Here is a 12,537-nt window from a genome sequence, read left to right as displayed (position 1 = left end):
TTTTTTATTTTGTCAGCTTAACACAAAATGCATCCCAAGCATCCAAGGTAATTTGTTGTAAATCGGTTGGCACCACATGATTGCTGATAATAATTGTTTCATATGTACCATTAAAACTAAATGTTTGTGCTACATCAGATACATTCACGACTACTAAGTATGCTTCACTTGGTGTTCTTCGGATGTAGGCAAATACTTTATCGCTAGTATCTAATAGCTCAAAATCGCCATCGATTAACCAGTCTGCAGTTTGGCGTAATTGAACCAATTTTTGATAAGTATAAAAAATACTGTTCTGATCAGCTAAGGCGTTTTTGACGTTAATTTCATGATAATTTGGATTTACTGGTAGCCAGGTTGTGTCTCCACTTGAGAATCCGGCATGTTTCGTTTCATCCCACTGCATAGGTGTCCGAGCATTGTCTCGACCAATCATGCGGATACTGTCCATGACTTGTCCCATAGATTGACCATTTGCCGTAGCTTCTCGTGCATAGTTTAAGGATTCAATATCATCAATTTCATCTAAATTGTTAAAAGGATAATTGGTCATTCCTATTTCTTCACCTTGGTAAATATAAGGTGTACCTCGCATCAGATGTAGGAGAATGGCTAATGCCTTGGCTGATTTCACTCGGTTTGGGCCAGTTGAGCCCCAAATAGAAAGGACACGTGGTAAATCATGGTTGTTCCAGAATAAAGAGTTCCAACCTTGACCAAGCCCTAATTCTGTCTGCCATTTATTAAAAATCTTTTTTAATGCAGGTACATCTAGTTCGTCTTCAAAATCCCATTTAGCTGCATCCGGCTTATGTTGCAGACCAATATGCTCGAACTGAAATACCATAGATAGTTCATGACTGTCAGGATTTGAGTATAATTGGGCAATTTCCGGCGTAGCACCCCATGTCTCACCTACAGTTAATAAATCATGTTTACCAAAGGAAGCAGTATTCATTTCCTTGATGTAATCGTGTAATTTAGGGCCATTATTGACAATCCCTTGATCAGGAACTTTACCAATCATGTCTATAACATCCATACGGAACCCACCGATACCTTTATCGATCCAAAAGTTCATCATATCATAAATTTTTTGACGTAAAGAGGCGTTCTCCCAGTTTAAATCAGGTTGCCTTTTGCTGAAGAAGTGCAGGTAATATTGACCAGATGCTTCATCTTTTTCCCATGCTGAGCCACTAAATATTGAGGTTAGGTCATTGGGTTCGTCACGCCAAATATAATAATCACGTTCTGGGCTTGTCGGATTGTCGCGGGCTTCCACGAACCAGGCATGTTCATCTGATGTATGGTTTACGACGAGGTCCATGATAATACGAATACCACGTTGATTGGCTTCGGCTAGTAACAAATCCATATCATTCATGTCACCAAACATGTCTGCTATCGCTTCATAATTCGCAATATCATAACCGTTATCGTCCATAGGGCTATCATAAACTGGTGATAACCAGATGGCAGTTATGCCCAATTCTTGCAAGTAGTCTAATTTGCTGGTAATGCCCTTTAAATCCCCAATACCATCGCCATTCGCATCTGCAAAGGATTTAGGATAGATTTGATAGATAGTTGCTTTGTGCCACCAATGTTTTTCCATTTCACGCACTCCTTATGATGTTTTATGTTGTTAAGTCCATTCTACCAGTTTGTGCAAGCGCTTGCATTAATAATATCAAAAATAGCTGGGAAGTTTTGTCCCCAGCTAAGATATGCTTCGCATATTAACGAATTGCTTGTTCTGTTGCCAAGTCGAAGAAATGTCCCTTCGTAATGTTAAAGGTTAGGGCAACTTTGTCACCCGCTTCAAATGTGTCACGAGCAGATACACGTGCAACGTATTCAGCTTGACCTAATTTTAGGTATAACATGGTTTCAGGTCCAAGTAATTCAGAAACGACTATCTCACCTGTCACGGTATCCTCTGGGTAGGCTTCAATGGCAATGTTAGTATCCAAAATATCTTCTGGACGAATACCGAAAATGACTTCTTTACCCAGGTAACCACGGTCACGTAAGATTTTAGCTTGGCCTTCTGGTATAGCAATGTCCAAACCATCTTGAAGTGATAATTGGCATAGCCACACCTTGCCATAAAAGGACAAAGATAGCTGCAAATACGGCGCCACTAGTTGAACCTAGTAGAGACTCTTGTAACCAGCCAATATTCAATGCTTGACCAATAGCCGGTAAACCATAGTTAAATACCTGTTTACAAATTAACGATACGGTCAATCCGGAGAGCACTGCTGAAAAGAAATACTAGGCTCTAAAAAAGGTGCATCCCTTGATTTTTGAATTTAACAACCGGGCAATTAAAAAGGCCCAACCCCAATATTTATTAATTATTTTTTTCATGTGATTTTTCCCCCTAGTCTAGGTCTGCTTTCATTGGATTGAAGAAGGCATTCAGTTCATCCGCTAAAGCTTCTATATCTTGCCTCATTAAGTAGTTGGCTGTTGCGGTGAAGAAATCATCTTCACTCGTCCAATGTTGCGCCATCCATACATAATGTTTGTCAGTGAAGGCTAGTTCATTTAAGGCTTTTAAATGAACACAAAAAGGATCACTTACCATGAGGTAAATGATCCTTTTTGTTAACGTCTAATATGACGTGATTATTTTAAGATAACTTGTTCTTCAGCAGCAATAACTTCTTTTTCTGCAGCTGGTGCTTCAATAGAACCAAATGGCATTTCAGCAACTAATTCCCAAGCTTCAGGTAAATCTAACAATTCACGGATAGCACGGTCAAATCCTTGCTCGTAGCCAATGTTGAAATGTTGTAAGTTTGCACCTAAACCTAATTCAGTTAATGCTAACCAAGCTGTTAATTGCGCATTTGCTGATTCGTGGTTTTTATAAACTGAACGACGTTCTGGGTTACCAGGGATACCTGCTTCAACAGCATCACGGTCTTCGAAGAATAAGATTGTTCCAACTGCTTCACGCGCACCGTCCATGATTGGTGTCATGTAGTTTAAGGTACCTTCGTCTAATACTTGTGTTTGTACACCTTTGATTAAGTCCCAAAGTTTTTGGTTATTTTCACCAGAAACGACAACAACACGAACACCTTGTGAGTTGAAGGCACTTGGTACAGTTGAGATCACTTCTTTTAAAGCGGCAGCTACATCTGAAGCAGTCACATCAGTGTTAGCACCGATAGCGTAGTGAGAACGACGTTTAGTTAATAATTCTTTAAATTGTGACATAAATTAAATACTCCTTTAAATTTCAATTTTTTAAATGACTAGTTCCATTTAGAACTATTTATAGTCTACATGCTTACTTTTTAAAAGTCAATTATCAAGTTCATCAATGTACAATCTTCTACTTTTAAGTTATCAAAAGACTTTATTTAGTACGATTTTGGTACCATATCAGGACAATTTAGATAACGTACTCATTGGCCCCAATATATTCTTTTAGGAATTGCTTGGTTCTCTCTTCTTTTGGATTAGTGAAGATTTCATCCGGCCGTCCAGATTCAACGACCACCCCATCATTCATAAAGACAACCCGGTCTGCCACTTTGCGGGCAAAATTCATTTCGTGCGTCACGATAACAAGTGTTGTGTGTCCTTTTGTCAATTGTTCGATAGTTTCTAGTACCTCATTCACTAATTATGGGTCTAAGGCAGACGTTGGCTCATCTAGTAGAATTGCTTTAAGTTGTACAGCAAGAGCCCGGGCAATACTTACCCGTTGTTGTCCACCTGATAAAGTCACTGGGTACTGGTCTTTTTGTTTCGACAAGCCCACTTGATTCAATAATTTTTCGCCAAATTCAGCAGCTTCATCTTTTTTCATGACATTATTTGAAATTAAAGATAAAGTTACGTTCTCTAATACTGTCTTATTTCTGAACAAGTTATAGTGTTGGAATACCATGGCAGTTTGCTGTCTAAAGTCAAAGGCATCTTGCTTTTTGATATCCGGTGCTGTGACTTTAACCCCGTTGATTTCAATGGTTCCTGATTCAGGTGATTCCAGTAAGTTTAAACTCCGCAAAAAGGTCGATTTCCCTGAACCTGACGGCCCAATAATCGCGACAACTTCCCTTCGTTCACTTGAAAGTCAATCCCCTTCAATACAGTGTTATCACCAAATTTTTTCCCTTCCAAGTCTTCAATCGCTTGGATGTCAGAATCAGCTAGCACACCTAAGGTTGTAATTTATTTGCTCAAGAGTATTGCAATTCATTATTCCATCATCTTTTTGTTATAATTAAAGTAGTAGATAGAAGGAGGTTGCCAAGATGACCAGTCATTATTCTGAAGAATTTACTAGGGATAAACCCTATTCAGTAACAGTCGCCTTTATTAGCCACTTTAACGCCTTACACCAAACCATGAAGAGATTATTAGCGGATGATGATGCTACTTTCTTCCAATGTGTAGAAGAATTGGCCAAAACAAACCAAGTAATCAAACGTAACCATCAATTTTTAGACCAGATTCGCCAGTTACGCAACTTGTTGACCCACCACAAGACAGAGGTTGAAGTAAACCTGGCTTATCCTTCTGAAGAAACCAATCAACAACTCTTTGAAATCAACAAATTACTGACAGAAATACCGTCAACTAGAAAATTTATCAAACCAGTTTTTGCCATTAATATGGATGATAGTCTAGAAAAAGCCTTGACTGATTTACACCACCATCAAGTATCCCAATTACCCGTCTTCAATAAGGAACGCTTGGTATCCGTTATTTCTGCAGAACTCATCACCAAATTTATTGCGGATGAAATTACCAAAAATGCTTGGTTCTATATGGACTTCTCCAAATATCAAGTAAGGCAAATCATCAATCATAGCCATCATAAGAAAATTACCAGTAAACAAATCATCTCACCCGATACCCCAATTTTTGAATTAGATGATTTAATGGTCGACTTGATGCGCAACAACCGAAATGAAGTCTTATTGATTTCGGAAGAAGACGATGTCCGAAAACCTAAAGATATTATTGGAATTGTCACTCAACGGGATATTACGACGATTCTAAACTATTTATAAGATGAGGGTAGACAAAAAAGCTAGCGAAAATTGCCGCTAGCTTTTTGATGTGTGCCTTCTTCAACAAGGACTTATTCAGCTTGATGATCAAATTGCGATTGGTATAGATTGAAGTACTTACCCTCTTTTTCTAATAAACTTTGATGGCTGCCTTGTTCTAAGACATGGCCGTTTTCCATGTATAAGATTTGGTCGGCATTTTCAATCGTTGACAATCGGTGGGCTACGATAAAGGTTGTATGGTTGACCATCATTGCATCAAAGGTTTCTTGAATCGCCTTCTCCGTCATCGTATCAATTGAAGATGTCGCCTCATCCAATATCAACATGTCTGGGTCAGTCAGCATAATGCGCGCAATACAAATTAATTGTTGTTGCCCTTTAGAAATGTTGGCCCCGTTCTCACTTAATTTAAACTGGTAATCTTGGTCCATTTGCATGATCATGTCATGGATCTGGGCTTTTTTAGCCACAGCAACCACTTCTTCCATGGTTGAGTCCGACTTACCGTATGCAATATTATCGAAGATGGTTCCTTCAAAAATCCAAGAATCCTGTAAAACCATCCCAAAGTTTTGTCTTAGATAGCTACGTTGCATATCTAAGGTGTTGACACCGTCAATATAAATACCGCCGGCTACTGGGTCATAAAACCGCATCAGAAGGTTGATAAGGGTCGTTTTCCCAGCCCCAGTAGGACCTACAATGGCCACCGTATCCCCAGCCTTGACTTGGACGTTTAAGTCTTCAATTAAAGGTCGCTGGCTATCGTAATAGAAGGTTAGGTCTTTAAAATCAACTGCACCTTCAACCGTTGTAAGTTCTGCTTGGTCACGTGAAGGCGTTTCTTCCTCAGCCACCATCAGTTCATGGACGCGAGCAGCCGCAGCTAAAGATGTTTGCATTTCATTAATGATAGAAGAAATATCATTAAATGGCTTATTATATTGGTTGGCATAAGTTAAGAATGAAGAGAAAATCCCCACACTCAATTGGCCAGATAATACAGTAAAGGCACCGACTACGCCCACAACAGCATAAACAATGGAGTTTAAAACACGCGACGTTGGGTTAATTAAAGCCCCATAAAATTGTGACCACAGACCTGACTCATGCACTTTTTGGTTAATACTTGTAAATTGTTCAATGGCGTCATCTTCAAAGGTAAAGGCACGGACAATCATTTGCCCTTGAGCCATTTCATCTACGTATCCACCGAGTTTGCCACGTAAATTGACCTGTTCAGTAAAGCGGTGGTAGGTTCTAGTGGCAATAATATATGATACAACCACAGAAATGGGTGTCAAAATAATGACGATCAGTCCGATTTTAACGTCTAGGGATAACATCATCACGATAACCCCGACAATTAAAATCACGCCAGAGAATAAGCTATTGAAACTCTGTAATAAACCATTACCAACTAAATCGACATCATTAATGACACGAGAAACAAGGTCCCCTAAAGAATGATTATCCACGTATGATAAAGGGAGTTTTTGGATTTTATTAAAGGCGTCTCTATGTAAGTCCGCAATAATATGGTAGGTTAATCGGTTAGACATCTGGTTTTGTATATACTGAGCTAGGGCTGCAATTAAGGCGAACACACCCAGCCAGATAATGGCCTGCCACAGAGCTTTATAATCCACTTGGTCCAGGCCAACGATTTCATTCACTGCCTGTCCGATTTGAATGGGTATTAAAACTTGAAAAAGGACGGTAATCGTCGAAAACAGGAATAAGCCGATTGTTGTCCAACGGTAACGTTTAATGTAATCCATCAGCCATGAGAATGTTGTTTTATCCATCTGCTAATCCTCCTTTTCTTCTTGCATTTGCGAAGCAACAATCGCTTGATATATATCACTGGATGCTAGTAAGTCATCGTGACTACCAACACCAGCACTGCGTCCATTATTCATGACTAAAATTTGATCAGCCTGTTGTACTGAAGATACACGCTGTGAAATCATGATAATAGTGGTATTTAATTTGCTTAATGCTTGGCGTAATTTCGATTCAGTGGCGAAGTCTAAGGCACTTGACGAATCATCTAGTATTAAAACTTGCGGTTGGCCAACTAAGGCACGGGCAATCGTTAGCCTTTGCTTTTGTCCACCTGAAAAATTTTTACCACCTTGTCGAACGGGCATGTCTAAGCCCAGATCATTTTGAGCGACAAAGTCCTTGGCTTGCGCAATCTCTAAAGCTTGCCACAAGTCTTGGTCACTGATACCCTTTTTGCCCATCAATAGATTATCTCTAAGGGTCCCCGTAAATAGGGATGCGGATTGAGGGACTAGTCCGATTTTTTTGCGGTAAGCATTCAGGTCTAAGTTTTGAATCAAGTTATCATTAATGATAATTTTCCCCTGGTTGACATCATCATTACGTAACAATAAGTTAACTAAGGTCGATTTACCGGATGCCGTCCCCCCGATAATCCCAAAGAAAGAACCAGGTTTGATATCAGCTGTGATATTTTCAACGGTATTACGCTCTCCATATCCAAAAGTTACATCATCAAATTGGATGGCCAAGGGTTCATCTCCAGAAAGTTTGTCCTGACCACTTAAGATTTCTGGTTGAATGGATAAAACCTCATCAATTCGGTTAATCCCAGCAATCCCGCGACTAAATACAAGTAAGATATTCACCAGTACATTTAAAGCCAAGAGGATATTATTCATATATTGAACCAAGGCAACCACATCCCCTTGCATAAACTGACCATTATTTACCAGTCTACCTCCGAAGAACAAGATAAAAGCAATGGCTAAGTTGACTAAGAAAAGACTTGAGGGGTTAGCCAGCGCTTGGAAGGCGCCCATGGTTAATTGCTCGCCTCTTAAAGTCAGGTTTTGTTTTTCGAAACGATTGACTTCATGTTTTTCGTTGGCGAAAGCACGAATGTCCCGGATGCCTGAAAAGTTTTCACGCACGATACGTGATAATTGATCCATACGACGTTGGATTTGGCCATTTTGTTTATTGGTAAAAATATTAATGTATATCAAAATAGCACCAATGACCAATCCACCGATGATAAATATAGGCGCCAAGGTTGGACTCACATAAAAGGCCATCACAATTGAACCGATTAATAAAACTGGCACACGAGAACCCAGTCGAATCATTAAGGCAATGGCCAATTGTAAGTTTTGTGTATCGTTTTCGATTCTTAGAACCACTGACGAAGCTGTAATACTATCCAATTGCTTTCTATCCATACGGTTTAATGTTTTAAACATTTCTAGCCGCACTTCAGTCCCAATATCCTGGGCAACTTTAGAAGCCAAATATTGACAAACCAAGGCCGTTAAATAACCTAGTAAAGGCAATACTGCTAACAAGATCCCTTGTCTGATGATAACTGATGGATTGTCTTGATTAATCCCCATGTTAATCAATCTAGCCATCACGATAGGCACTAATAACTCTAAAATGGCTTCGGCTACTTTAGCCATAAATGCCAAAAAGGCTTGGCCTTTATTTTTAAGTAATATATCTTTAACCCGCATAAACTCTCTCCTAGCACGATTATTTTCATTCTAAAATATCTTACCATTAATTTTTGATTAGTTGGCATAATTAAGCCACCATCAACTTTCTTAAACAATTTTTTACTGATTTATTTTAAAAAAATACAAAAACAGGATAATCACTAGGACTGCTTTAAAAGATATGTGATTTAGTCTCGTATAGCAGATTCGTTTTCTAATTTTGCAATACATGAGATTATTAAGCAAAAAAATGCACGAAACTCACCTTTCGGCAATTTCGTGCATTTTTTTATTTTAAATGATTATCTGTCTTCTTCAGCTACTGGTTTTTTCCAGAAACCTAAAACTAAGGCTGAGATAATTGAACCGATAATGACCGCTAAGATTAGCAGTAATGGTTGGTTCCCTAACGCCACCATAGTGATGATACCACCATGTGGTGCAGGTACATTAGTTGTCCAGAATTGTGTTAAACCACCAGCAACAGCAGCACCTAGGACACTAGAAGTAATCACACGTAATGGATCAGCAGCAGCAAATGGGATAGCACCTTCTGTGATGAATGTTAGACCCATAATAAAGTTTGTTAAACCTGATTGTTTTTCTGTCTTAGTAAATTTATTTTTAAATAAAACGGACGCCAAAGCGATTGCTAATGGTGGCACCATACCACCGGCCATAACTGCCGCCATGAATTTACCATCACCAGTATCTGTAAAGATACCGATAGAGAAGGCATAAGCTGCTTTATTGAATGGACCACCCATGTCGATTGCCATCATACCACCAAGTAAGCCACCTAGTAATACTAAGTTAGCAGTACCTAAACTTTCAAGGAAGTTCAACATACCGGTATTGATACCAGCAAAAATTGGCCCTAATACAAAGTACATGATAACACCAGTAATTAATAACGTAAGTACTGGGTAGAATAAGATTGTTCTAGTACCTGCAAGTGATTTTGGTAACCCTTTAAGCATTTCAATGACTAAGATTGTCACATAACCAGCAAGGAAACCACCAACTAAACCACCTAGGAATCCGGCACCAGCAGTATTGGCTAAAGCACCAGCAGAGAATCCGGCTACTAAGGCTGGTTGACCCCCGATAGATTTAGCGATATTACCAGCTAATACTGGAATTAAGAAAGCAAAGGCTGCAGAACCGATACCGTTGAACCCTAAGAATAAGGCAGATTCGCTACCGGCAAATCGTTCAATTAAGAATGAAATGGCAATAATGATACCACCAGCGATAACAAATGGTAACATTGCTGAGATACCGTTCATTAAGTCTTTGTATAATGACTTGAAGTTGAAACGACCTGAACCCGCACCGTCTTCACTTGAAGCATCATCTTCATCTTGACGATTAGTCGTGTAAACTGGAGCGTCGCCAGATAAGGCTAAATTAATCAATTCTTCAGTTTTGTTGATACCGTCAGCAACTGGACGTTCAACCACTTTTTTACCGTTAAAACGACCCATTGGGACATTTTTACTTACCGCAACAATGATTCCGTCAGCTTTGTCGATGTCTTCTTTAGTTAAACCATGTTTAACGCCTTCAGATCCACGTGTTTCAACTTTAATTTGTACGCCTAGTTCTTTTGCTTTTTTCTTCAAAGCATCTTCAGCCATATAGGTGTGGGCAATACCAGTTGGACAAGCAGTTACCGCAATGATATATGGTTGCTTTTCGTCAACGTCAGCTGCAGAAACATCAGTAGAAGATTCTTCTTCTTTGTTTTCTGCGTCTAATTGTGCTTGTGCTAAGTTTAAAATACCTGTAACAGCTGCAGTATCTTGGGCACCTTTTAAAGCAGCAATGAAGTCTTCGTTCATTAGTAACTTAGAAAGTTCAGCAAGTACTTGTAAATGCGTGTCCGCAGAGCCACCTTCAGCAGCGATCATAAAGAACAATTCAGCTGGTTGGCCATCTAAAGATTCGAAGTCTAAACCGCCTGGTTTTTTAGCAAATACAACTGAAGTTTTGGTAACTGCCTCATTTTTCGCGTGAGGCATAGCGATACCATTACCTAGACCAGTACTCATAGTATCTTCACGTTTTTGGATGTCTGAACGGAAACTATCAAAGTCGCTCACTGCACCAGTATCCACTAATTTTTGCGCCATTTCGTCTAAAATAGCAGCTTTGTTATCTGCCTTCACATCAAGAATCATTAACTCTTCACGTAAAATATCCGTAATTTTCATATCTATCTCCTTCATTTACGACTGTAAACTTTATTTATGTAAAAATGATAGACCGACTGCCCCGTTTAAGGCATCAATGTCTTCTTTCTCCGCCAAGTCTTCTTTAAATGCTGTGGCACTCCCACTTTGTACCGCTAGCACGAAAGCTTGAGAAGCTGGTAAACCTTGCTGTAATCCAGCAACAAATCCGGCAATCATTGAGTCACCAGACCCAACTGTATTGATGACTTTACCTTGAGGTGCATCAGCCTTAACAATACGGTCTTTGTCAATAAATAAGGCACCGTCACCACCTAGTGATACAACGACGTTTTCTGCACCTAATTCTTGTAACTTCTTACCATATAAAACAACGTCATCTAGTGAATTAATTTCAACACCAAATAAGTCACCTAATTCATCCTGGTTTGGTTTGACTAAAAGTGGTGCCATTGGTAAGGCTTCGATCAATTCTTGGCTTGCTGTATCGAAGATGAATGGAATACCGCGTTCTTTCAATAAGCTAATTAAGCTTAAATAGAAATCCTCCGGTAAGCCTTGTGCTTTACTACCTGATAGAACTATCAAGTCTTCTGAAGTCATCATTTGAATTTGTTGGCGCAATTGGTTAATCGCTTCTTCATCAATGACAGGCCCTGCACCATTAATTTCTGTTTCGCTCGTTCCTTTTGTCTTCACATTGATACGTGTTGGACTAGAAATTTCTATAAATTGAGTAGATGACCCCTCTTTTTCCAACCATTCGCGAATAAAGTCCCCTGAGAAACCACCTACAAAACCTAAGGCAATATTGGGTACTTCAAATTGGTTTAGGATTCGAGATACATTAATCCCTTTCCCACCTGGTAACATCTGTTCACGCGTTGATCTATTCGTCTTTCCTGCTTGGATCTCATCAATATACATTAAGTAATCGATTGAGGGATTTAACGTTAGTGTATAAATCAATTGTTGACCTCCTTTATTTTATATACTTGAGTAAAATCTTCTTTTGCATGTCGGTCTTTAAAAATATTTGTAACAACTTGGAATTCACAATCTAAGGTAACCGTGATTGGATAAGTTCTCTCAAACTTACTTTGGTCAATCATGACATGAACGTCTATACTTTGACTGGCTGCCTGTTCTTTCAAAAAGGCTTCCGCTTCGTCAGTTGTCGTCAGTCCATCATCTAAATCAATCCCATTCATCCCTAAAAACACATGGTGAAAATGGTATTTCTTTAATTGCTTATGAGCGCTTTGACCAACAATTGCTTGGGTATTCGCCCGTAAGGTGCCCCCTAATAATTGGATATTCAAGCCTTTACCAGCTGCAACAATCGCTTGATCGACACCATTCGTGACGATGTTTAATTGCATGTCCGGTGTGATGAAGTCAAGCATTAGTAAGGTCGTTGTACCGGCATCTAGATAAATAGTTTCGCCTTTTTCTATCAGACCCACTGCATGTTGAGCAATGATTCGCTTCTCATTTGCATTATTGAGTACCTTATCACTAAATCGGGGTTCTTCTCCAATTACAGGATTAGCACCCTTCTTCAATTTCGCGCCACCATGGACGCGAATTAAGAGTCCTTCATCTTCCATACTATCTAAATCACGACGCAAGGTTGACTCGCTGGCACCAGTCATAGTGACTAAGGTCTGCAAATCGACCATATGATGCTGGTTTAGGTGATCTAAGATGATGGTTTTTCTTTCTTCTAATAACACTTTTTTTGAACTCCTTTCACGTAAATATTTTGTAAAGGGAATGCAAACGCTTACTCGA

General features: G+C 39.3%; 8 protein-coding genes and 4 pseudogenes. 1 reads left to right on the top strand and 11 read right to left on the bottom strand.

Features of this window, described 5'->3' with window-relative positions; all coding sequences use genetic code 11:
• Positions 1 to 4 precede the first annotated feature (4 nt).
• The 6 genes and pseudogenes from dexB to AWM76_RS05335 all read right to left on the bottom strand — a co-directional run bounded on the left by dexB (position 5) and on the right by AWM76_RS05335 (position 4,164).
• Positions 5 to 1,618, bottom strand: coding sequence for a glucan 1,6-alpha-glucosidase DexB (dexB, locus tag AWM76_RS05355; RefSeq protein ID WP_003142666.1), 1,614 nt, complete (start codon positions 1,616 to 1,618; stop codon positions 5 to 7).
• Positions 1,619 to 1,742: 124 nt separating this feature from the next.
• Positions 1,743 to 2,081 (bottom strand): annotated as a pseudogene (locus AWM76_RS10890) (TOBE domain-containing protein); the annotation flags it as partial.
• Positions 2,082 to 2,085: 4 nt separating this feature from the next.
• A pseudogene (locus AWM76_RS10885) lies at positions 2,086 to 2,334 on the bottom strand (carbohydrate ABC transporter permease); the annotation flags it as partial.
• Positions 2,335 to 2,389: 55 nt separating this feature from the next.
• Positions 2,390 to 2,569: pseudogene (locus AWM76_RS05345) on the bottom strand (sugar ABC transporter substrate-binding protein); the annotation flags it as partial.
• Positions 2,570 to 2,637: 68 nt separating this feature from the next.
• Positions 2,638 to 3,234, bottom strand: a complete 597-nt coding sequence (locus AWM76_RS05340) for a nitroreductase family protein (RefSeq protein WP_003142669.1) — start codon at positions 3,232 to 3,234, stop codon at positions 2,638 to 2,640.
• 178 nt (positions 3,235 to 3,412) lie between these two features.
• Positions 3,413 to 4,164, bottom strand: a pseudogene (locus tag AWM76_RS05335) (amino acid ABC transporter ATP-binding protein).
• A 116-nt stretch (positions 4,165 to 4,280) separates the two neighbouring features.
• Between AWM76_RS05335 and AWM76_RS05330 the strand changes: the two are divergent.
• Positions 4,281 to 5,042: a CBS domain-containing protein gene (locus AWM76_RS05330; RefSeq protein ID WP_003142673.1), complete on the top strand. Its 762-nt coding sequence runs from the start codon at positions 4,281 to 4,283 to the stop codon at positions 5,040 to 5,042.
• A 71-nt stretch (positions 5,043 to 5,113) separates the two neighbouring features.
• On the opposite strand, the gene AWM76_RS05325 is transcribed toward AWM76_RS05330, so the two are convergent.
• The 5 genes from AWM76_RS05325 to AWM76_RS05305 form a co-directional block, all read right to left on the bottom strand.
• On the bottom strand, positions 5,114 to 6,853 hold the full coding sequence (locus AWM76_RS05325; RefSeq protein ID WP_003142674.1) for an ABC transporter ATP-binding protein: 1,740 nt from the start codon (positions 6,851 to 6,853) through the stop codon (positions 5,114 to 5,116).
• 3 nt (positions 6,854 to 6,856) lie between these two features.
• Positions 6,857 to 8,566, bottom strand: a complete 1,710-nt coding sequence (locus AWM76_RS05320) for an ABC transporter ATP-binding protein (RefSeq protein ID WP_003142675.1) — start codon at positions 8,564 to 8,566, stop codon at positions 6,857 to 6,859.
• A 284-nt stretch (positions 8,567 to 8,850) separates the two neighbouring features.
• Positions 8,851 to 10,764 (bottom strand): PTS fructose transporter subunit IIABC, encoded by a 1,914-nt coding sequence (locus AWM76_RS05315; protein WP_039935692.1) that lies wholly within the window; start codon positions 10,762 to 10,764, stop codon positions 8,851 to 8,853.
• A 30-nt stretch (positions 10,765 to 10,794) separates the two neighbouring features.
• Positions 10,795 to 11,712, bottom strand: coding sequence for a 1-phosphofructokinase (gene pfkB / locus AWM76_RS05310; protein WP_003142680.1), 918 nt, complete (start codon positions 11,710 to 11,712; stop codon positions 10,795 to 10,797).
• Complete coding sequence (locus AWM76_RS05305) at positions 11,709 to 12,479, bottom strand: DeoR/GlpR family DNA-binding transcription regulator (RefSeq protein ID WP_003142681.1); 771 nt, start codon at positions 12,477 to 12,479, stop codon at positions 11,709 to 11,711. Before AWM76_RS05305 ends, pfkB begins: the two co-directional genes overlap by 4 nt.
• Between the last annotated feature and the right edge of the window lie 58 nt (positions 12,480 to 12,537).

Origin of the sequence: Aerococcus viridans, assembly GCF_001543285.1 — a bacterium.
In the GTDB taxonomy this organism is placed as follows: domain Bacteria; phylum Bacillota; class Bacilli; order Lactobacillales; family Aerococcaceae; genus Aerococcus; species Aerococcus viridans.
Note: the sequence above shows the minus strand (reverse complement) of the source record. Positions and strands in the feature narration are given on the sequence as shown.